We start from the raw sequence: 22,142 nt of genomic DNA on the forward strand, positions 1-22,142 counted from the left end.
ACGGTATAGGACTGAACTTAAGAGTTTGGTCATATACCGTCGAAATGAAGCTGGTTTTACACTTACTTCGCGTAATCTACATGGTGAACACTGGCGACATGCCGTTGTCTTGACCACTCATTAACAGTAGACCGATTAACAGAAGCAATATCCCACCAAACAGTTGCAAGTAGTGTCCTGCTGCTTTCAATGATGCACTGTTGTTCTTATTACCAGCCGTCAAATAGCGTTTTACTAAGTTTTTGCCTGTTAGTGTCATTATTGCAATCATCGAGGTCGTGAAAGCAGTGCCCACTGCCATGGCAAAAGCACTGACGACACCCATCCAATATAAGCCAACCATATTGGCAAAAAGCAGCACCATAATCGCGCCAGTACAGGGTCTTATGCCAATAGTGATAATGATGCCTGCGTATTCGCGCAGCGTTGAGGCTTTATTGATCGCATCTGCATCGGCAACATGCTGGTGGCCGCATCCACAGTCGGTGTGTGAATGATGGGTATGGGAGTGAGATGCCGACTTTATCGCACTCGCTGGATTCAACATCGGGGAAGCAACAGAGGTAGACGAGCGAAGCGCTATCGTTGTCCCTTTCTTCATTGGTGAAAGCCCATACATTGGAGAAGTTGAATCTGCTGCTAGTGCGGCGATGCTTTTCACTTTCAGTGTTGGCTTGCGCATTGTGGTGTAGATGTTTTTCAGCGCCTTCCAACAGATAAATGCACCGACTATGGCAACTAACGCAAAGCTTAGTGAGACAAACATATTCGCTTTGTCGTTCACTACTCGCATAGAAGCACTGAAACCCCATAGCAATACACTGACGAGCAAGATAGCGACCAGCGCTTGTAAAAATGCAGCGACAACCGTAAGCACTAAACTGGCTTTTGCTTTGGTTGGGTGAGTCGCTAAGTAGGTTGATACGATCACCTTGCCATGACCCGGCCCGAGTGAGTGGAGCATGCCATAGATAAAGCTGAACCCAATGAGATAGCTACCCGCTCCCCAAGGGTTTGACTTCGCGTCATAAAGCAGGTCGGCAAGTTCAGAGTTGACCTCTCTTTGCCATTGGATACTAGAAATAACTAACGATGGCCACATTGTCCATAATTGGTATGCACCCAGCGCAACCAACACAAAAGCGGCGATACCCATCAGGTAATATTTTGTCTTAATTTGATTTTTCAGCATGTCACAAAAACCTATATCAGAATTCATTCTCATATTGAGTAGAGAGCCTTAATGAGTAGAAACGAACCATTGCATTAAGATGCGGGAACCGCAGCACAATGAAGCTCAACCGACTGCGTGAATAGCTGACCTAGTGTGTTGTCTGGATCGGCGTCGGCAGGCAAAGACATCGCATAGCTCATCTGCTCCGGTGTGGGGTTTGGCTCAACGATCTCTAACTGACATTGCCTTGCGAGCGAATTAGACAAGGTGACATCACTATTTGAGATCCAAGACATATCGACAAAGTAGCTCGGGTCAAAAATCAACATGCGGAGCGAGTCGCGAGTCACGGGTTTTGGCTTAGAAAGAGGTAGGTCAAACGTCATTACCATTTTGGCTTTGTCACGCTCAAACTTTGCGTGTTCAGCAACCTGATATTTGATCGGTTCTTCATCATCGTAGAAATAGGTGAAATAGTGCTCGTACATCATGTTTTTGATGACTGAAGCCGCGAGGTTTTTGAATGTCTCTTCCTCTTTCTCGGGAGAAACGTCTTCACCACCCAACATATACATAGAGGTCATGGCATCAAAAGACCACTCCATAGAGAAGCCGGTGATCATGCCATTTTCACCTTCGATGTGAGTCTTCATTTCAATCCAAGAGTGGGGATGTGCATGCAAACTTGGAGCAAAACACAAGAGTGCTAACCAAAGGGGGAAACGCTTAACAGAGCGTAAGCGTGCTGAGAATCGACATACATATCGTGAAGAGAGGCATAGCAGTGCCTTTGTAAGAATAAATGGCTGTTTCATGGGAATCTTGGTTATTCGGTGTAATGTTATACTATAACAATTCGACGTGTGGTTCACATCAAATTTGTATCATGTTTTGTCTGCATCATTTTGTTGTTGAAACTGGAGAATTAAAGGGACGACAAACGAAATACAATTTGATCAATGCAATTGGTAAATCTAATTTTGCACATAATTATTATTGGCATATGCCAATAATGAGGCGTATTCTAAACTCCTGATCATCAATAACAGGAAGTTACTATGTTATACGCAGTACCTTGTCGAGACTTACATGTCGGCAATCACTTTGCCCGCTCCCCACACATCGCCATTGTCGATGAACAAAGACAAATAAAGCAGCTTGTTCCTCTGATGGAGTCCGACACTTCTTGCCATAAAAAGAAGCAATGGATCTCTGTTCTCCGTTCTTATGATGTGAAGGCTGTGGTGGTTCGTCACATCGGAAAGAGGATGCTAGCGCACTTGTTCAATCACGATATTAGAGTTTTGGCATCAACAGCGAAGGCTGAAATCAGCACTTTGGACTTCGACAATCTACAAGAAGTGACCGATCTTGATTATGGCCGAGAGCCTAGAAACACCGGGCATACTAAAAAAGTATGCGGTAAGAAAGGGCACAGAAAAGAAGCTTCGATTCTTATGGCGCAGCCTAATCACTTAGGTCCAATTCGAGGTATCCGCACATGACCTTCTTGTTGACGCTATTGGGCTTTATCGGAGTCGTTGCACTGATGGCGATAGGTGTGATTTTTTCACGTAAGCCAATCAAAGGCAGTTGCGGGGGACTGGCGCAGTTAGATATCGAGCGTGAATGTAATTGCAAAGAGGTGTGTGAAGGGCAAAGCCGAAAGCTGTATCAGATTACTGAGCCAACCAATTAAGGTTCAGGGCTGTGAGCCTTGAATCACTAACGCATGGCCGTTGACGATGCACTTGGCGACTTTAGCTCGTGCACGCTTGATGATGTTGCCGAACGTTTGACGAGAAACCTGCATCTGTTCAGCGGCTTCAAGTTGGCTTAGGCCTTCTTGATCAGCCAAGCGCAAAGCTTCGAGCTCTTCCAATAACAGTTCTTCTTTATGAAGCTCGTCCATAGGAACGCCATTAGGCTTAAAACAAGAATAAGCCGCGCGGGTACATAACTGACGATGTTTTTTTGGTCGAGCCATATCAATCTCTAGGAATCTAAGGGTAAAAAGGAATAAGGGAAAGTATGAAGGTTTTCATTCCTCACAATCATCGCCGTTGCCAAGTGTGCAGCCAAGGTTTTTTCGCAGACAGCGCCGTTTGTTTTGAAGCTATTGGTACGCATGAAGCTTTGACCAAGTATGAAGCTTTAGCCAAGTGCGACGTTATAGCCAAGATTGTACCAACAGATAAAGCCGAGGGCTACGATGGCATCATGCAGGGCGGCATTATCACCACACTGCATGACAGCGCGATGCTGCATTGCTTATTTCGGAACAATATCAATGCGATGACCGTGAGTTTAACGTCTCGTTTTCATCATCCGATTTCTATTGGTCGAGAGATAGAAATTCGTGCTAAATGGGTCAAAAATAGACGCAATATTCATTTCCTTGAAAGCCAAGTTACTCAGTGCGGAAAGCTATGTTCATCGGCGCAGAGCCAGTTTATGTCTTCGCCCTAGTGATCATGAAGCACCTCAGATGGCACCAGTTTGTTGATTGCGTTGTTTTGCACAATAAATGGAGGTTTTCTATAGTTAATGTAACAACGAATAAAACTAGGGCAGTATTGAATTTATTAACTAACTTTTAGCTCTTGGGCATGCTTAATCCGCTCATTGGGGCTAGCTTTCTCGAACTCGATTCAATTCATCACTGCCTTTTCTGGAGGGCTGCTGATGCCAAAATTCTTCAATTCAACATTCCGATATTGCGCTCTATCAATTGTTCTACTTTCTCCATTCTTCAGTAATTATGCTTCTTCCGAACCGCTTAAAGTTGGCGTTTATCCATGTCCTCCTTTTGTCATCAGTTCTATGGAAAGTGAATGGAATGGTTTGAGTATCGAGCTTTGGGAACAAATAGCTAAAGAGATGGACGTTGAATACACGGTCGAGACCCACCGCTTAGATGATTTACTTAATTCCATTGAAACCGAGCAAATTGACGTCGGTGTATCGTGTATTTCAATCACTCCAGAGCGAGAGTTGTTTGCCGACTTTTCTCATTCTTTTTACGAAACTCACCTCGCGATTGCTGTTAAAAAACAGGGCTACCTGCAAACTTTACACGCGATTTTCTTCAATCCTGCGTTGTGGATGATCATTGGCGCTGTCGTTTTTGTCGCTGGTTTAATAGGTGCGTTTTTCTATCTGTTGGAACATGGTGAGAATGAAAAGCTCTACTCGATGAAAAGCCGAACGGGCCGTTTGTTGGAAAGCTTTATCATGGGGTTGCTTTTTATCACGCGAGGTCCATTCAATTACTTTGAGTTTAAGAGCTTAACAGGACGAATTGCCACGGTATTCATTGGTGTGTTTAGCATGCTTTTCATCGCCAGTATTACCGCGGTATTAGCTAGCAAGTTGACTCTCAGCCAAGGTTCTTCCCATATTGAAGGCGTGAATGACCTTGTGGATGTAGAAGTAGGGGCAAAAGTCGCCACAACATCTTCTTTGATGCTCACAAGCTTCGGCATCAGACACAAGAGCTATATCGATATGCCAAGGCTTCTAGCTGCTTTAGAGGAAGGTGAGGTAGAAGCCATTGTCGCCGATGATGTGGTGCTCAAATATATGATTGGTAATGGCAGAATAAGCGGACAGTTTGAGGATCTAGAAGTGTTGCCGTATCAGCTAGAAAAGCAGAACTATGGCTTTATCATCACCGAAAATAACTCTTATGAAGAAGAGATTAACCGCGCGCTGCTGAAGATTCGTGAATCACGAAAGTGGCGTAAAATCTTGGCCGATTATTTCGCAGATAACTAGCCGATATCAGCTGCAAACTAAAAGATTGGATCGGCTGTCGTTACAGTTGATCAGAACCTGAGGCTTTGTTCTTTTTGAAATATTTGAATGCTGTCCAAACGACATAAGCTGCTACGCCCACAATCAAGGCTGAGCGAAGGAGAATCGGAGCATCATGCTCAAGTTGACCTACATGCGGCACAATGCTGGCAAACAATCGACTAGTAAAGAGTAGCCCCATTACTAACATAACAATCTTATTCATGTGACCTGCCATTCAATTGAGTGAGTTGCGCAAAACGAATGATGGCTCGTATTCACAGCCAAACAATTCTGCTCGAAATAAAAGCATGCGCTTCTCAAGCGTAACCGTCAACGCGATATCGGCTTTAAGCCAGTAAGCTAAAGTTTCGTTTTTGGAAGGGGGGAAGGAATTGAAGTCGTGGGGCTTGTTCTAAAACCAAAAATGCCACTACAAACTTGTAGTGGCATTAAAACGATAACAAACTATCACTTTGTTCAAACTGTATTTTACCGAAACTATAGCTCTAACAGTTTGGCCAATTCGCGCTCTTCGAGAAGCTCTTCAATGCGTTGACGAGTCTTAGGCGTTTCTGCTTGTGCTTTAGTCGACTTGCCTGCTTTTTTACTGCGGCTCGTTTTCGCTTTTTCCTTAGTCGTCATCGTAACCTTCCTTGTATTTTTGTTATTACAGGTTGCACGTCTCTTTCAGTGCTTTGCCTGCTTTAAATGCAGGCGTCTTTGACGCTGCAATTTGAATCTCTTCTCCGGTACGCGGGTTGCGACCAGTTCGAGCGGCACGAGAGTTAACTTTAAAGCTACCAAATCCAAGGATCGATACGTCATCACCGTTAGCAAGCGAAGTAGAGATACCTTCAACAAGCGCATTAAGCGCCGTACCTGCTTGCTCTTTTGAGATGTCTGCAGAAGTCGCGATGTGTTCAACTAATTGAGATTTGTTCATAACCTATATTCCTTATTGAGTACGGCTGGCGTCTACTTTTAACACCTAGCTTCTGCGATCTTATCAACGGCAACTGAAATATTGTCAGTGGTTGGGTAGAGCTTTGTAAAGTAACCAACAGAATCGACTATAAAAGCATCTGTCAGCTCAATCAATGCAATTCATTGATTATTATTGATTTATAGACACGCTACCCAAATAAAACGAAGGAAAGAGCCTTCGGCTAGCTCTCTTGATTGATGAGCCTAATCGAAGTTGAGGTTTATAAGATCGACAAACCAGAGAGTAAAAACAAAGAAGCCCAGCTAAATCGCTGGGCTTCATATTGTGGTTCAGAATTATTTAGTGATAAAAATCTGTTCTGTTTCTAGCGAAGTCATGTCGCGCACTTGACGCCAGATGTAGTAGAAGATGCCTAGCATCATTAGAAGGCTTGGAATCGCGATTGCAGGGTAACTGTATAGGGTTAGCTTACCCAACTCTTCATTGAAGGCTACCGTGCCCGCAGGGCTGGTCACAATCCAAGTCGCAAGGAAGTAGTTCATCGCAGATGAGAAGGCGAACGTACTAGCGAACATGTAGTTTGATGTCATTAGGCAACGATCAAACTTAGCTTGGTTTCCAAACTGCTTTAAACGCTCTTCAATAAGAGAGATGTTTAATAGAGCCGGTGTGAAGATAACTTTTTGGATAAACGGGTAGCGGGTGAAGGTTGAGCCAAGAACCGCCAAACCAATTAGGCCGGGGATCAATGCTTCTTTTAATGCTAACCAGCGAGTGTCTAGTTCGAAGAAACCAATACCGCCCGTTAAAAGCACGCTGACGAAGCCAAGCGCTGCGATGAAGTTAAATTTCTTGTTGCGGATTAACTCCATACCACCGTAAGCGATAGGGAAGGCAAGGGCGACAAGCAGTGCTAAGCCTGTTCCAAGGTGCTCTTCTCCACTGAATTTCATTAAGATGAATGAAGGGAGGAAGACGTTAAACACGACTTCAAAAAGAGGACTCGATTTTTTGTTTTCTGTGCTACTCATAATTTCTAAATACATTAGGTTATGGATTTATTCTCAGGGATTGTTGTTTACCTCGCCCAAGATGTAAAGCCCTAAGGTGTCATGCTGTGTAACGACATGTGACATCAACGACATCTCAGAGCTCAACTAATACTCAATTTAACGCTTTGTGAAAGGTGTCTATGACCTGTTTAGGGGAATCGAACGGAGGGGCCGGTTCAGTCGATTCAAATCTTAGCCTGAAGCAGACGAGTTTCTCGTATAGATCGGTATTTTCACTCACATTCACCATTCTTAAACGATTGGTGAATGTGAAATGAAGTGGTTCTAAAAGGAGAGATATAAACCATTACTGGTCAAAAAGTAGATTGAAGCTTAAGGGGGTTTTGTCGGAAATCGCTAATCCACCCACGGTTGCTGAAAGCTTGTTTAGATTCTCTGTCGATATCCCAAAATCAGCGCCGTTGACGATGATTGTCGAGGCAGAGCTAACCATGACAAATCCATCTGATGGAACCACTACAACGGGAAACGCAATCGTATTTGTTACGCCGTGCAAGGTAACCTCAGCGGCAATGGTGGTTCTTTGTGGGTCACCGGTCAACATTGACGGCTCAACCTTTCCCGATATTTTTACTTCAGGAAAAGTCATTGATTCAAAGTAGAGTTCACTTAGCCTCTGATCGCGAATAGCGATGCCAGTACTCACACTTTTCACGTCCAACAGTATGGAAAATTGACCTTCTTCGGTAAGCCCACCAGATAAAGGCTTGATGGATGCGGGCTCAACAACAAATTGCTTCTTAATGGTTGCGAACGTGATATTTGATAAATTGGGATCTAACGTGTAGCCCGTTTCCGCGAAAGATTGAGCGGAGATAACGGTGCATAGGAGGCCGAGTGTAGAGATTAGTTTTTTCATAAGTTGTCACCATATAGATGAGTTTCTTCGTTAAGTGTAGATAGAAGCTTAGGTCAGTATTTTAAAAATTACTGCAACTCAGTAGGCAAGAGTCAATTGTTGGAAGCAGGCGCAAGAAGCAGGTACTTGATGTGATAAAGGGAACAGTTAGTTGGATGAGAAACTAAGGTAGCAATCAGGATTTGTGCTTGTGAGGCCTATACGGCCCCACAAGCATTAGGTTAGTTTATTTTTTGATATGTAGATACGTTCTTTGAAATACCGATAGGTAGCATTTTACGACGAGTTAAAACACCTTGATCCCAGTCTTTACCTGCAGGCATGTATGACCACTTTACGAAGTACTCTTTTCCGTTTGGACACTCATTGCCCATTTCGTATTCGCCAGAGTCACAGAAGCGAACTGTTGTATTTAGCTCGGTAAGCGTCGCTTTTGAAGTACGCCCTGTTTGATTAAACCACCAATAGTCTAGGTTAGAAAAATCGGCATAAGAATAAGGCCCCTCATCATCCAAGTCTACTGGCGTGGAACCACTACATTCTTGGCCAGATATAGTGATGTCAGTCTCACCAAATACATACTCGGAACGTGCTTGTTCCCCGTTGTTACAGGTTTCTAAGTGTTCCCATGTACCTACAAAATCGACGTAGCGGTCAGTATCTTGATCTTCAATCTCGTAGATGAAACGAATGGATTCCGAGGCTCTTGCTGATGGTGCAGACTTATCTGCGTGAGAGCCAAGCTGGAATTTTTTATCTAAAATTGTTAGTACTTCAGTCGTGGCATCGTAAGACTGTGAGTAAATGTTGTATTGCCATGCGCTACCGTCTTGGTCATTTGAGTCATCATACAGATCGTTTTCGACCATAGTATTTAGCTCTGATTGAGACGTGGCTAGGATGTAAGGCATGTGGTTCGCTAGTTCATCATCATCATAGCTGGAGTTTTTTTCAGGTTTACTTTTGTTAGGGTTGTTAAACTTATATAAGAATGGGGTACCGGTCAGATCGAATTGGTCATCCGTTGTTGCCTGTTGGCCATCACATTTAGTTTGCTCATCATCAATAACGGTAAATTTAGTCGAATCACCAGTTGCTGCAACGCAAGTCAAGTATTGTGCGGCCCAAGCAGAGCCAAAACCTGAATCGTTGTTGCCTTCCATATAAACGATGGCATCTTCAGTCAGTTTGTAATCCCAGCGAGCAGAGCTACGAACTAGATTAAACGTGTCTTCGTCGGTGGTTTTGTCTGCATGAACATAAAATTCCTTTTGATTCGCAGAATTATCATCGTTAAAACCAGTCAGTTTATATTGACTGACGCTAACTTCACGAATGATGTTACCGCTACCACGCTGAAACATTGGAACAGATGAGTCTTCGCCTCGCTCATACTTGCCTAAAGAATCGTTCATGTGAGCGATCGCATCATCCTCGCTTACAATGTCAGCCTCATCCATTCCCATATGCTCTTCTAAGAATGTGATAACCGTGTCTTGGTCGTCTAGGTTGATTTTATGTAGTGCACTGATGGTTGCTTCACCGATGTTCGTCGAGAGCGTTTCGGGTAGAACAATATTTGAGTCTTCGTCGCCAACATTGACCGATTGAAGAAGAATAGCGAGGTTGACTGCTCTTTCGTAAGTACCTGTTGCTTCAAATGGGCTTAAAACATCACGGTTAGAGGCCGCACCTACTTTTAGTCCATTTTCACCACCAAGGTAAAAGGTTACTGCACTACTTGATAATGCAGTATATTGACCGCCATTTTCAGTGAAGCCAGAGTTAATTTTGCTATCGGTGTAATATAGGCCATCAACCGCAGCGTCTACAAAGGTACCCTGTATATTCGTAACTGGGTTGTTGAATTCAATCGGTGCAGAGCTTGTACTATCGTCATCATCGTTGCACCCAGTGATGCCAACCAAAATTGCTGTGGATAAAGCGCACATCTTAAGTGGGCCAATATTCATTTTTCTCATTATAATACCTTGATTTTGTGAAGTTACTTCAATAAAGAGCAAGGATTATGACGAATTGAAATATGAAAATTGGTTATATATTAAATAATAAGTATTACCTCACCGTAGTGGCGATTAATTAACAGGTGCTTTTTTATAAAACCATGTCAGCTAAGGGGGAATATTACCCAGTTGTGCTTATTACACGTGTGGTTGTTGTACATACTTGGTTTCTGAGCCATTGATGTGCTGCATCAACATTTTTACGTGGATGCCAATACATGGATATGCTTATATCATTGAATTTAAAAGGAAGATCAAAAATTCTTATTGAAAACTTCTCCCTACAAGTACTTTCCATAAATGAAGGTAAAAGGGCTATACAGTCTGTTTTTTCTATTAAAGAAAATGTTTCAAAAAAACTAGAAGCATTATAGACAACATTTCGTTTATTTAGTGCTTTTATGTCTGCATCCGCTAATACATGCTCTCTGTTTACTTCACGAGTTACTGCAACATGGTTTTCTGCATAGAATTGTTCGCTCGTAATAGTGTTTCCGTCAACTCTAGGGTGGTCGGAGCTACAACATGCTTTCATTTGCCCAGTAAGAATGACTTTGTGTTTTAGAAGAGTATTCCCAATTGGCCGTAATCCAATAATTAGATCGTACTTACCTAAGCTAAGGTCGTTTTCGTAATCAGAAGAAGTTAAAGGATAGACAACGAGAGTGATGCCTGGAGAGGATTGTTGAATTCTAGAAAACAGTTCAGGTAGAACGAAGAAGTCGGTTGCATGCATACAAGCAATAGAAAACGAACGTTTAGACTTAGCGGGTTCAAAAGAGTCATGTGCAGAGGATAAAGTAGCATTGAAATTGTTAATGATCGCAGACATATCAGGATAAAGAGCCAAAGCATAACTTGTTGGCTCAACACCTGAACGTGTTCTATTGAATAGAGTATCTTCGTACACATCTCTTAATCTTGATAATGCTTTACTTACTGCCGGTTGAGTTATATCCAATCGTTTTGCAGCTCTTGATAAGCTTCTTTCTTCAAATATAGCGACAAATACGGGAATGAGGTTGAGGTCGGTGGTTTTCATTAAACGGCTTTAAGACTAGGGTGCAGTGGGCACAATTTTTAGAGTTATCTATTAGTCTACGCGATTAAAAGCATCAATAAAACAATGTTTTATTGATGCTTTTAATGAATAAAACTTGTGCAAAAATTGTTTTAATCGTGCACTTTTTATCTTTAAATTAGTTGTTAAAAAGTGAAAAGTCTCATTTTAAGATATATGTAATTGAATTTGTGTTATTTTCTATGATAGGTGGTTTATATTCTACGTATTTCTTAGTGATGTTAGCATTAATTATATTTTAGGTTAATAATAAAAATATAAAAAAGGTTGTTTTTGTTTAATTATTAACAATAACTCTTGAAGGGCGTGACTATGTTTTTAGTCTATTTAATTTCGCGAGGAGAGTTTCTCATCGGGTTTTTATTTCCGATTAAACTTCGGATATATTGTAAATTTCAATAAAATTCTAATTATTAACGAACTTTACTCTTTAGGACGCTACCGCTAGTGATTTAATCGCTAGTAATCTAATCGCTAGTAATCTCAGTTGCGAGTGCTCATTGTGTTATGTTATAACATAACCATTATTCACTCTTACTTCGAATAACTATTTTATTGGTAAGAGAGAAGCTATGAGTATGTATCAAGGAGACGACGTAATGAATGCCGTGTTAACGAAGCCTTTGGCAACCAATAACAACCAGCCACTCAACATTAATTCTGCAGTGGGTATCAAGGGGCAGGCATGTCACAAACAAGGACTTAGTGCTTCTGAACAGCCAACGGTATTAACGGATATCTACAAAAGCGATATTAATATAGCGATATGGCAACGACAGTTTGATGAAGGTTTAACGACGGCAATCAATGAATTTATCGTCTTGAATCCAAACTTTAGTAAATCTGTTAGCGTGTCACCCGACAACGCCTACGATAAGTTGGAATTTGTCACCGATGGTACTGCTTCGAGAGCGCTCTTAGAAAATATGGCAGAGTTGGTGGATATGTTTTGTTGTTTGTTTGAGCTTAAAGACGTCGGGTTGCGTTTAGCGGTTCTGAATAAAGCGATGTGCCCACGTTTCCATTTTGATCAAGTGCCTTGTCGTTTAGTGACGACTTATCATGGTGTTGCCACTCAGTGGTTACCAAACGATTTGGTCGACCGTTCTAAGCTTGGTCGTGGAAGCAACGGTCAGCCAGATTCAGCGTCCGGCTTGTATAGCCATGAGTCAGATATCCAACAGCTATCGAGTGGTGATGTTGCATTGTTGAAAGGGGAGCGCTGGAGTGGCAACGAAAATGCTGGCCTTGTGCATCGTTCGCCTGTCACTTCATCTGACGAGACACGATTGCTGCTGACGTTGGACTTTGGTTGATCTACTTTTGAATATTGGTTCCGCGACCTGTGACTTTTCAGACGTTCAACACATTGAAATACCTTCCCAATGAGCTAACGGCATAGCGCGATCTGTGCCGTTATTGCTACCAAATAAAGACACCCATTATCCGCCCCCAATTAGCGTATTAACCCATAACTTAGAGTTTACCATTTTCTAAATCAATGGGTTACGATGCGTGCACTTACTCACATATATCAATATTTCAGTTGCTCATCGGTTTCTTAATTTATTTTAAATCGTAAAATATATCCCGCTTGCAAACCGTTTTGGCGAACCAATTTGTTCGCCACGGTTTTTACTTCCAAATTATAGGTTTCCTATGTTCAAGAAACTCTCGCTTAAAAATAAACTGGCGATTTCAGCCAGTATGGCCATTATCCTGGGGGGGGGGATTTTGGTCGAGGCATTGTCTTTTCGTGCTTCACTGCAAAGATTGGATACAGAAGTTGAACAACGCTTAGAGGGCGCGTCCGCTTCTTACAATCAATATGTATCGGATTGGATCTTATCCAAAGAGCGTGCGCTGACTTCTCTTTCGAAAGAGTTCAAACAGGAAAGCTTGGTGACTCACCTAAAACAGGTTCGTGACTCTGCGTCTTTCGATAATGTCTTCTTGGCACTCCCTGATGGTTCGCAAAAGAATGCGAATGGGGTAGTGCTACCACCGGGTAATGATGATCCTCGCTTGTGGGGCTGGTATACCAATGCAGTCGCAAACCCAAGTAAGGTTTTCATGGACAACCCAACGGTTGCTGCTGCAACTGGGGCTAATGTTGTTTCACTGGGCACGGCAATGCAGCTGCATGGTCAGCAGGTTGTGCTAGGTGCGGATGTTGAAATCACTGACATTCTTAATAGCTTAGAACAAGTGATTCTTCCTGGTGAAGGTTACATGTTCATTGCGACCAACAAGGGTACGGTTTATACGCACCCAGACACTAAGTTACTGAACAAAGACATCAGCTCACTTGGTCTGAATTTTTCTGATGTGCAAAAGACACTGGCTAGTGGTAAACACATTCGAATTGAGTTGAATGGCACTGACTACGTGTTGTATGCACGTGCGATTGATGGAACAAGCCTGATTACTGTCAGTGTTGTTAATCATGACTCGTTGGTTGCGCCACTCTTTGATGCTGTAATCGGACAAGTGCTGGTGACATTATTTGTGGTGATCGTCTGTACCATATTGTTTAATTTACTGTGTACGATTCTATTCCGTCCGCTTAATCATGTATCTCAAGCGTTGGCACAAATTGCGAATGGTAGCGGTGATTTAACGCAACGTATTCATGTTGAAAACCAAGACGAAGTGGGCGAGTTGGCTCATAACTTCAACACCTTTGTTGGCAGTTTGCAGCTGTTAATTGGTCATATTCGTGGGCAGTCAGAACAGTTAAACAGTCAGTCAGAGCAGAGTGCTCAACGCGCAAACCGTTCGGTGAATGAACTTAACCATCAACAGCAAGAAATTACCATGGTAGCAACGGCTGTAACGGAAATGGCCAGCGCAACGCAAGAGATTGCATCGCATGCAGAGCAAACTGCGAAAGCGGCACAGGACTCTGCGACAAGCACTAATAGTGGCCACGCTCTGGTTGTTGATACCAAAGGTTCGATCAATAACTTGGCCAATGAAGTGAACGAAGCGGGTAGTGTAATTAGCGAACTAAACAAGCATGCTCAAGAGATCTCGACGGTATTAGCCACGATTCAAGGCATTGCAGAGCAAACCAACTTGCTTGCTTTGAATGCGGCGATTGAAGCAGCGCGTGCGGGCGAACAAGGTCGTGGTTTTGCTGTGGTAGCTGACGAAGTACGTGTACTTTCACAACGCACTCACTCTTCAACGGAAGAGATCAAATCAACGATTGATATCCTGCAACGCACAACTGCGCAAGCGTTTGAGCTGATGGAGAGCAGTTCTAAATTGGCGATACATTCTGTAGAAGATGCAGACAGAGCTTCACATGCACTAGAAGAGATCAACGCGGCGGTCGCTTTGATCAGTGACATGGCGACTCAGATTGCGACGGCTGCTGAAGAGCAAACGCACGTGACGGGTGAAATTACCCAGAACATTACGACCATTAAAGATGTTACTGACCACTTGGTGGTGGGCGCACAGGACAGCTTAACTGAGTCGAACGAACTTAAAAGCCAAGCCGCTGGTTTAAGTGACAAAGTGGCGACTTTTAAGCTTGCTTAACTGTCTCGCTTGCTGATGCCTGATCAGTAAGTGCGTGGTAAGCAATAAGTCAAAGCGACGTAGATTACGTCGCTTTTTTTGGGCTTGTGAGTAAAGAACTCTTAATTAATCCGCTTCTGAAAATTCTCTAAGCGCACTCATTGCGGCTTCTGCTTTGTCTTTTTGAACAAAAATATGGTCGTGGTAATAACCTGCAACAACGTTGGCGCTAATGCCGTATGAACCAAGCTTTGTCGCAAACGCCGCCGTTAATCCAACAGCCTCAAGGCTTGAATGTACCGATAAAGTGATCAGGCTAAATACACCGTCGAACTTAAGTTGAGCTTTGGTCGCAACATCTTCTTCAAGAACGAGCGTTAAACCTTCTTTTTCACGAAAAGTCGAGATTGGATTAAGTTGAACATAGTCAGGTAAGCCTCCGTCGACAGTGCAAAAAACATAATTCCCTTCGATTAATTCTGGTGACATGGATTTCAATAAGACATCTAGGTCGGTAATAGCAGTCATTCTTTATTCCTTTGTTCGTATTAGCGTTTAAGACGATTAAATTGATTTGTTCTGATTACGATAAGAGTGCACGTCATATAAGTTAAATTAATAATTCTAATTCTGTATCAGTATTATTAATGAGGTGATTGTTTCTATTTTCTTTCTTTGTGTTTTACCAACTTGTCGATTGTTCCATCTCGTTAGATAGGTGATCGATAAAGGCTCTTAACAGCGGTGTGACTTGTTTTCGTGTCCCGTAAACCGCGTGTACACCGAGCGTTTTAGGTTTCCACTCCGAAAGTAGAGGTACCAATAACCCGCTTTCGATTAAGCCTTCCACTGAAGGAAAGGGCAGTAAGCTGATACCATTACCTTTGAGTGTGGCAGAAAGCAGAACCTCAGACGTATTCGCACTGATGTTCCCTTTAATCGGAACTGATTCCAGCCCATTAGGGCCATTAAACGTCCATGCACTTTTACCAAAGTAACTGAATGACAAACAGTTGTGGTGTGCTAGGTCTTGAGCGCTTTTGGGTGTACCTTTCTCTTTTAGGTATTGGGGAGAAGCGCAAATCACCGAGCGGCATTCGCCTAACTGTTTAGCGACAATGTTGGGTGTTAATTCGTTGGTAATGCGAATGGCTAAATCGATGCGTGATTCAACAAGATTCACCGTTTGGTCGGTAGAGAGAATATCAATCGAGACCTCTGGCCATTTGGCGATGAAACGACCGATCACGTCCATCAAGAAACTATCGACGATGGAGTAACTCGCGGTAATGCGCAGTTGGCCTTTTAAGTGTTCGCGGCTTTGGTTTCTGATACCCGCTAACGACGCCTCAAGGGTAAGCAATTCTCTTGCGACTTCAAGTGTCTCTTTGCCCGCGCTGGTTAAGCTCAAGCTTCGAGTGGTTCTATGAAGTAGGCGTGTGTCCATCCAGCTTTCTAGCTCACTCAAATAGCGAGTGACTTTGGTTCGTGAGAGATCAAGGTGCTCTGCCGCTGCGCTCAAACTGCCACGTTCTACTATGGTGACAAAGACATTCATTGCCTCAAGTTTATCCATTGCTTTATTACCTAGAGAATCAAACAGACCTCAGTATATGTCCGAAAACTGCAACAGTTAAAGTCAATTTGATGTCTATTTCATCTAAAAACAATCAAATAAGATGTTTGGACATTCAGCGAGTTGGCAGGTGTTCAACTCTAAATATCGGAATAAAGCTATGAAAAAGTTATCTAAAATCGTTTTATCAAGAACCGCACTTTTGGGAACTATGAGTTTAGGAGCCGTGCTAGCGGCTTCGAGTGTTGTCTCTGCTGCCGATCTAAACATCACTCACTATAATCCAGGCGAGAACGCGATATTCCCAGCAACCTCTGTGCTGGTTTCAGGAGAGAAAGAGGTGATTCTGTTTGATGCGCAATTTAGCGTTGCAGATGGGCAAAAGCTTGTAGACCAAATCAAAGCCACAGGCAAAGAGTTGTCGATGGTTTACATCAGTAGCGGTGACCCTGATTACTACTTTGGTTTGGAACCGATAGTTTCGGCATTTCCTAACGTCAAAGTAGTTGCCAGTGAGGCGATCGTTGCTCACATCAAACGAACCAAAGATGCAAAGCTTGAATACTGGGGGCCAATCTTAGAAGGCAACGCACCGTCTCAAGTCATTGTCCCAACCGTGCTTAATGACACTACGTTGAACCTCGAAGGTGAAACCATCGAAGTGAGAGAAATTAATACACACCAAGCTTACCTGTGGGTTCCATCTGAAAAGACCGTGTTTGGTGGTGTGTCCGTTTATAGTGGCGTGCATGTATGGATGGCAGATACCGCATCAAAAGAGATTCGCGGCCCGTGGTCACAATCATTAGAGCGTATGAAGGCACTTGAGCCTGAAGTTGTGATTCCAGGTCATTACTTAGGTGAAATGCCAATAGGTACTGATGGCGTTCAATTTACATTGGATTATGTTGCTGACATCGAGGACGCGTTGGCCAGTACAAGTAAACCAACATCTGCTGATATCAGTGATTACATGAAGAAAGTATACCCACAATTCAAGACAACAGAAGGCGACCTAGAATTGGGTGCAAAAGTGTTAAGCGGTGAGATGGAGTGGCACTAAGTTCATTATCTCGGTTGTGTCTCAGAAAAGCTTGAAGGTAGTGTGCTAGATTTAAGTTGATACACAACTGGAGATATCGATGATCTGGCTTTCAGTGAAAGTACTACAGATTGGACTTGTCTATGGATACAGGAAGTATCAAAAAACGAAAAGAGCTCCAGTTTAGGGGCTCTTTTTTTGTTTCGGAGAGGCGATTTTCTACTGCAAGTGCGAAAGAAAATCTGTATTTTTCCGGTTTACTGTTTGTAGCAAGATTTGACTAGTTGCCAGAACAGACCCGTAATTCAATACCACCATTAAGCGAATTTATGTTGAAAATCGAACCCATTACCCCTCACATCGGCGCTCGTATCAATGGAGTCGATCTCGCTACATGCAGTGCAACTGAACTCGATGAGGTTTATCAGGCGCTTTTAGCCCATCAAGTGATCTTTCTCGATGGGCAGACCTTGTCTCCTGAACAGCACTTGATGATTGCAGAACGTTTTGGAACATTGGAACCCGCACATCCTTTCTTCCCTAGACTCGAAAGCGCGCCACAGGTGAGTGTGATCGAAACAACCTGTGGCAATGCGCCAATGGAAAGCTATTGGCATACCGATCTAACGTGGCGTAGCTTGCCATCAAAAGCTTCCCTGTTACATGCTCAACACATTCCAAGCGTCGGCGGAGATACGATTTGGTGCTCTATGACGGCGGTTTTTGAATCTCTAGATGAAGATATGAAAGCGAAGTTAAGAACCTTATCCGCGACACACTCGCTGGTGGCCTTTGAAGGTATAGAGTCAGAAGACATTGAGCTAGACTGGCACAAATCCCTACTTAAAACCGCACGGGAAAACCCGCCAGTGGTTCACCCCGTAGTTCACATTTATCCTGAAACAGGCAAAGAAACGCTATATATCAATGAGCAGTTTACTCGCTATATCAATGAACTCGAACGTGAAGAGAGTGAGTTACTACTGAGCCAGTTGTTTGAAATTGCGCGACGACCAGAGTATCAAGTCCGGTTTAAATGGAAGAAGGGAACGATGGCGATCTGGGATAACAGAGTTACTCAGCATTATGCCGTGATTGATTACGGCGATACCCCAAGAAAAATGTATCGAGTAACTGTGACATAAAGGCACTCTCAATGAATTATCAAAGGAGTGTCATACACGCCGATTTCTTGAACCAAGTTCTCTTACTTAGCTTTATGTGTCAGGAGGACAGTTTATTCGTCTAAGATCAATAATAAAAATAACTAGGTTGATACATATTTGATTCAACCCTCACTGCTCGGATGTGATGTGTAATATAATCGGCGCCAAATTATAAGAATAATAACTGAACCATAAAATTAATAAACGTTAGGGCTTAGAGAACAAAGTATTTCGTATGAACGCTATTCGTAAGGTTTATCAGTACGCCGAACCAAATCTAACCCTAGTTGGGTGGATGGGTTTTGTCGGTTTCCCAATTTATTTCGTTGTGTGGGAGTTTTTGTTTCCGCAACCATACGAAAACTTAGCGCTTCGCCTATTTTGCTCAGTATTGTTTTTAGGCATTATATTTCGCAATCGTGTCCCATTTGAATGGCGAAAATACCTTCCGGCTTATTATCAAGTTGCTGTCACTATCTGTTTGCCAGGCTTCTTTTTCTACATGCTGCTAATGAATAATTGGTCCAACGTTTGGGTTATGTCATTCATGTCGGCCATTTTCCTGCATATTTTATTAGTGCACGCCACTAAGGTCATGTTCGCTCAAACTTTTGCCGGAATCGGCATTGCGATGTTTTGTGTTTGGGTAGCGCAGGGCTTCTATCTAGAACTCACAATGGACTGGACACATGTGCCAATCTTTTTGTTTATTTACTTATTTGGTAACTTGTTCTACTTTCGCAATCAGGTGGAACACGAGAATAAGGTGTCACTGGCGAAGTCTTTTGGTGCTGGTATTGCCCACGAGATGCGAAACCCTCTGAGTGGCTTATTAACGTCTATTGATGTCATGCAATCCATACTACCGAACCCTAAAAGTGGCGACCACAAAGGGCAATATGCGCTGAGCAATGAAGACGTTATCCAGTTGCGAGAAGTGGGTGATGAAGCGATGGAGATCATCCATTCAGGTAACGAAACGATTGATTTGTTACTGACTTCGATTGATGAAAACCGCGTATCTCGTTCAACATTCAAAAAGCATTCAGCGCAAATGGTTGTTGAGGGTGCGATAAATAGCTTTAACTATAAGCGTTCAGCCGATAAATCTGCGATATCTTTGGATGTACAAAGCGATTTTGATTTCTTGGGCAGTGACACCTTGCTGAAGTACGTCATGTATAACTTATTCAAGAACGCATTCCATCATCGGAGCCCAGAAGATTTTCATATTCACGTCACTATGTGCAGTGATGAAGTGACGAACCAAATTATGGTAACAGATAATGGCTCTGGAATTTCGAGCGATATTATTCGTCGAATTTTCCAAGATTTTTACACCACGGGCCAGTCGGGTAATTACGGACTGGGTTTACCATTTTGTCAGAAGGTCATGCGCTCGTTTGGTGGAGAAATTAAATGTCAGTCGGAAATGGAGCGCTGGACGCAATTCACGATGACGTTCCCATCTCTGACATCCAATTCAGTGAAAGAGATTAAGAGCGAACTGACTAAGTTAAAGAGCGTGGTGATGATCAGTGACCAGAAGGTTCTGACCAGTAAAATGACAGAGATATCCCGCTTTATGGGCTTTGATCTGGTCATTTTGGATGTTGCATCGGCACTGAAAAATAAAGAATATCAGTTTGAGTTCGATTTGATCTTTGTTGATATGGAAAGCTTGGACTTAAGAGCGAATTGCCTTGATAGGTTTGAGTCTTTGCTTTCGTTCACCGAAGCGCGAATCATTTATTTGTATGAACGTCATCCTATCAAGCGTGTGCGTAACATTTCTTTTGAACCTATTTGGGTGGAAACACAAGTCTGGTTGCTTAATACCAAAGCGACCATCGATCGTTTACTGTTTGACTCTAACTATGTGATGCCATCGGTTACTGTTAAACCACTGGAGGCCACCACTAAACGTACCATTATGGTGGTTGATGATAACGAATCTCTACGCCGATTTACGGCAATGTTATTGGAAAAACAGGGATTTGATGTGGTTCAAAAAGAAGACGGTCAACAGGCTATAGACGCGCTTGATAGTGAAGATATCGACCTGATCCTAATGGATATCGAAATGCCAACCATGGATGGTGTGGAAGCGTCTCGCCGAATTCGAAGTGCCAACAAGGCATACTCTTCTGTACCTATTATTGCCCATACCGGCGACAGTTTGCCTGTCACTTTGGAGAAAATGGAATCATCAGGTATGTCAGATTTCATCGTCAAACCCGCGGATAAAAACCGGCTGTTCGATAAGATTGCTCACTGGATCTAGTGAATGTCATAGGTTGAACTACACGACCATTTTGTCGGCGACTCAAATACAAGAAAGAGCTCAGCGAATTGCTGGGCTCTTTTTGTTTAGCGACATGGTAGCGTCCATTCAGTCCTGCCGTTGGTGTTGGTTATAAAGGTAGTTCGAACAAGGTTACACGAACTCTAACTCTGGATGATTATAGGCTTCATGACAAACCGTAAGCACATGGTCAATGTCTCTTGGTGTCATGTCGGCATTCACTGAAAAACGTATGATGTTTTTGTTTTTGCCAGTAGCTGGGCGGCAGAAAATCGCACCGAATACATCTCGCTCTTCTAGGAAGTCACGCACACGTTCAGTGTTTCTCTCATTACCGCACTCTAACGCCACAATTTGAGACTCACTCCGGATGTTAAAGCCAATTTGTTTTAGACCTGTAGTCAGCGATTTGGCCCAATTGAACAGCGCTTCTCGCTTGTCTTTCGCACCTTTGATCACCTCCAATGTTTTCTCTAAACGAGCGACTTCTTGTGGTAACAACGTCGAGCTAAAGATCGCGGGGTACGCAACAAACGGTAAGGTCTCCGAAAGTTGTTTAGGCCCGAGGATTGCTCCAGCTCGGTAAGCAAAGGTTTTGGCCAAGCTAACGGTGATGAAATCGACGTGGTTGGTGAGCCCTAATGCTTGAACTAGGCCAGCACCATTCTCCCCATGTGTTCCCAGTGAATGGGATTCATCAACAACGACCGCACAATCAAACTCTTGCGCCATTTCGTAGATGTCGCGGAGTGGGGCAATCGTTCCAATGGTGCTGTAGACCGAATCCACAACAATGACACCAGAACCATAACGCTCTAATTGCTTACGTAAATGATTCATATTGTTATGCATAAACGGGTGGGCAACGGCGCCAGCAGCGCGAATGCCTTCCCATAGCGACATGTGTGCAAGAAAATCAATATACACAGGTGTGCCCGGTGGGCAGATGGTTTGCAGTAGTCCAATATTGGCTGCCCAGCCAGACTGGGAAAGCAAACAGCTGTCCATTCCGACATAGTTCGCGAGTTCGGTTTCAAACGCAGGTTTAGACTCTGCATCTTGTAAGAAAATCGCAGACATCACCACGTTGTCGTCGTGGTCGCTGATCGCCGCTTGGTGAGCTTGTTGGATTGCTTTGTTGTGTGACAATGCTAAGTAATCATTGCTTTGCATCACAACAGCGTTACGCTGGGGACGTTTACCCAATACCAAGTGCTTTTGGCTTTGATTCTGGGTGATGAGGTCTTGAATATAGAAGTTCAAGCGTTTTTCAATAAAGGAAGGTAGTGGTTTGGTTTTTGTTTGATCACTCATAATAGTTCTCTTCAAATACAGGAAAACGCCAGCGCTGACGGCTGTATATTGACGATAAAAAGTGATGTGTCATTAACCAAGTTGCATAATTTTGTGGGTGCTTGCAAACTCAGCATTTAAGGGTTTTGAGGCGAATGGATTTCCTTACGGTTCGGGGTTTTAACCAAGTTAAGATAGGAATAGAAGCCGTCTTTTTTATGACAAAAAACTATAGAAATTCGGCTATTGAACCGCTTTTAAAAAAGGTTCATCGCGG

At 43.1% G+C, this 22,142-nt stretch carries 22 protein-coding genes; 9 read left to right on the forward strand and 13 right to left on the reverse strand.

The window, feature by feature from the left end:
• Positions 1-76: 76 nt before the first annotated feature.
• On the reverse strand, positions 77-1,192 hold the full coding sequence (locus BCT34_RS23555; protein WP_076656710.1) for a nickel/cobalt transporter: 1,116 nt from the start codon (positions 1,190-1,192) through the stop codon (positions 77-79).
• Between the two features lie 74 nt (positions 1,193-1,266).
• A complete protein-coding gene (locus BCT34_RS23560; protein ID WP_076656712.1) occupies positions 1,267-1,989 on the reverse strand; it encodes a DUF1007 family protein in 723 nt (240 codons plus the stop codon).
• A gap of 243 nt (positions 1,990-2,232) precedes the next feature.
• On the opposite strand from BCT34_RS23560, the gene BCT34_RS23565 reads away from it, so the two are divergent.
• Positions 2,233-2,679: a NifB/NifX family molybdenum-iron cluster-binding protein gene (locus tag BCT34_RS23565; RefSeq protein ID WP_076656714.1), complete on the forward strand. Its 447-nt coding sequence runs from the start codon at positions 2,233-2,235 to the stop codon at positions 2,677-2,679.
• Entirely contained in the window at positions 2,676-2,873 is a 198-nt protein-coding gene (nqrM, locus tag BCT34_RS23570) for a (Na+)-NQR maturation NqrM (RefSeq protein ID WP_076656717.1), read from the forward strand. The genes BCT34_RS23565 and nqrM overlap by 4 nt, the downstream gene beginning before the upstream one ends.
• 3 nt (positions 2,874-2,876) lie before the next feature.
• Here nqrM and BCT34_RS23575 read toward each other — a convergent pair whose 3' ends face one another.
• Positions 2,877-3,161: a DUF134 domain-containing protein gene (locus tag BCT34_RS23575; protein ID WP_076656719.1), complete on the reverse strand. Its 285-nt coding sequence runs from the start codon at positions 3,159-3,161 to the stop codon at positions 2,877-2,879.
• 44 nt (positions 3,162-3,205) lie between these two features.
• Between BCT34_RS23575 and BCT34_RS23580 the strand changes: the two genes are divergently transcribed.
• Both BCT34_RS23580 and BCT34_RS23585 read left to right on the forward strand, forming a co-directional pair.
• Positions 3,206-3,643 (forward strand): PaaI family thioesterase, encoded by a 438-nt coding sequence (locus BCT34_RS23580; protein ID WP_076656721.1) that lies wholly within the window; start codon positions 3,206-3,208, stop codon positions 3,641-3,643.
• Between the two features lie 216 nt (positions 3,644-3,859).
• Positions 3,860-4,951, forward strand: a complete 1,092-nt coding sequence (locus BCT34_RS23585) for a transporter substrate-binding domain-containing protein (protein WP_076656723.1) — start codon at positions 3,860-3,862, stop codon at positions 4,949-4,951.
• Positions 4,952-4,991: 40 nt separating this feature from the next.
• On the opposite strand, the gene BCT34_RS23590 is transcribed toward BCT34_RS23585, so the two are convergent.
• The 7 genes from BCT34_RS23590 to BCT34_RS23615 all read right to left on the reverse strand — a co-directional run bounded on the left by BCT34_RS23590 (position 4,992) and on the right by BCT34_RS23615 (position 10,916).
• On the reverse strand, positions 4,992-5,195 hold the full coding sequence (locus BCT34_RS23590; RefSeq protein ID WP_076656726.1) for a hypothetical protein: 204 nt from the start codon (positions 5,193-5,195) through the stop codon (positions 4,992-4,994).
• Between the two features lie 275 nt (positions 5,196-5,470).
• Positions 5,471-5,614: a hypothetical protein gene (locus BCT34_RS24540; RefSeq protein ID WP_017059112.1), complete on the reverse strand. Its 144-nt coding sequence runs from the start codon at positions 5,612-5,614 to the stop codon at positions 5,471-5,473.
• Between the two features lie 25 nt (positions 5,615-5,639).
• Complete coding sequence (locus tag BCT34_RS23595) at positions 5,640-5,915, reverse strand: HU family DNA-binding protein (protein WP_076656728.1); 276 nt, start codon at positions 5,913-5,915, stop codon at positions 5,640-5,642.
• A 338-nt stretch (positions 5,916-6,253) separates the two neighbouring features.
• Positions 6,254-6,949, reverse strand: a complete 696-nt coding sequence (locus BCT34_RS23600; protein ID WP_076656731.1) for a VC0807 family protein — start codon at positions 6,947-6,949, stop codon at positions 6,254-6,256.
• Between the two features lie 328 nt (positions 6,950-7,277).
• Positions 7,278-7,850, reverse strand: a complete 573-nt coding sequence (locus BCT34_RS23605; protein ID WP_076656733.1) for a YceI family protein — start codon at positions 7,848-7,850, stop codon at positions 7,278-7,280.
• A 221-nt stretch (positions 7,851-8,071) separates the two neighbouring features.
• Positions 8,072-9,832, reverse strand: a complete 1,761-nt coding sequence (locus BCT34_RS23610) for a hypothetical protein (RefSeq protein WP_076656736.1) — start codon at positions 9,830-9,832, stop codon at positions 8,072-8,074.
• Positions 9,833-9,995: 163 nt separating this feature from the next.
• Positions 9,996-10,916 carry a LysR family transcriptional regulator gene (locus BCT34_RS23615; RefSeq protein ID WP_076656738.1) on the reverse strand — a complete coding sequence of 307 codons (921 nt, stop codon included), beginning with the start codon at positions 10,914-10,916 and terminating at the stop codon, positions 9,996-9,998.
• A 638-nt stretch (positions 10,917-11,554) separates the two neighbouring features.
• Here BCT34_RS23615 and BCT34_RS23620 point away from each other — a divergent pair.
• Both BCT34_RS23620 and BCT34_RS23625 read left to right on the forward strand, forming a co-directional pair.
• Complete coding sequence (locus tag BCT34_RS23620) at positions 11,555-12,271, forward strand: DUF1826 domain-containing protein (protein WP_076651223.1); 717 nt, start codon at positions 11,555-11,557, stop codon at positions 12,269-12,271.
• A 343-nt stretch (positions 12,272-12,614) separates the two neighbouring features.
• Positions 12,615-14,504, forward strand: coding sequence for a methyl-accepting chemotaxis protein (locus BCT34_RS23625; RefSeq protein ID WP_076651222.1), 1,890 nt, complete (start codon positions 12,615-12,617; stop codon positions 14,502-14,504).
• Positions 14,505-14,609: 105 nt separating this feature from the next.
• On the opposite strand, the gene BCT34_RS23630 is transcribed toward BCT34_RS23625, so the two are convergent.
• Positions 14,610-15,011 carry an ACT domain-containing protein gene (locus BCT34_RS23630; RefSeq protein ID WP_076651221.1) on the reverse strand — a complete coding sequence of 134 codons (402 nt, stop codon included), beginning with the start codon at positions 15,009-15,011 and terminating at the stop codon, positions 14,610-14,612.
• A gap of 154 nt (positions 15,012-15,165) precedes the next feature.
• Positions 15,166-16,059, reverse strand: coding sequence for a LysR family transcriptional regulator (locus tag BCT34_RS23635; RefSeq protein ID WP_076651220.1), 894 nt, complete (start codon positions 16,057-16,059; stop codon positions 15,166-15,168).
• A gap of 160 nt (positions 16,060-16,219) precedes the next feature.
• Between BCT34_RS23635 and BCT34_RS23640 the strand changes: the two genes are divergently transcribed.
• From BCT34_RS23640 to BCT34_RS23650, 3 genes are all read left to right on the forward strand, one after another.
• A complete protein-coding gene (locus tag BCT34_RS23640; protein WP_076651219.1) occupies positions 16,220-17,122 on the forward strand; it encodes a Vmh family MBL fold metallo-hydrolase in 903 nt (300 codons plus the stop codon).
• A 308-nt stretch (positions 17,123-17,430) separates the two neighbouring features.
• A complete protein-coding gene (locus BCT34_RS23645; RefSeq protein ID WP_076651218.1) occupies positions 17,431-18,246 on the forward strand; it encodes a TauD/TfdA family dioxygenase in 816 nt (271 codons plus the stop codon).
• 256 nt (positions 18,247-18,502) lie between these two features.
• The gene (locus BCT34_RS23650; RefSeq protein ID WP_076651217.1) at positions 18,503-20,551 is read left to right on the forward strand and encodes a hybrid sensor histidine kinase/response regulator; all 2,049 of its coding nucleotides are present in this window, start codon (positions 18,503-18,505) and stop codon (positions 20,549-20,551) included.
• Positions 20,552-20,704: 153 nt separating this feature from the next.
• Here the strand turns inward: BCT34_RS23650 and cqsA are convergent, their stop codons facing one another.
• Positions 20,705-21,886, reverse strand: a complete 1,182-nt coding sequence (cqsA, locus tag BCT34_RS23655) for an alpha-hydroxyketone-type quorum-sensing autoinducer synthase (RefSeq protein ID WP_076651216.1) — start codon at positions 21,884-21,886, stop codon at positions 20,705-20,707.
• Positions 21,887-22,142: the final 256 nt, after the last annotated feature.

The organism is Vibrio sp. 10N.261.45.E2, from assembly GCF_002875705.1.
Taxonomy (GTDB): domain Bacteria; phylum Pseudomonadota; class Gammaproteobacteria; order Enterobacterales; family Vibrionaceae; genus Vibrio.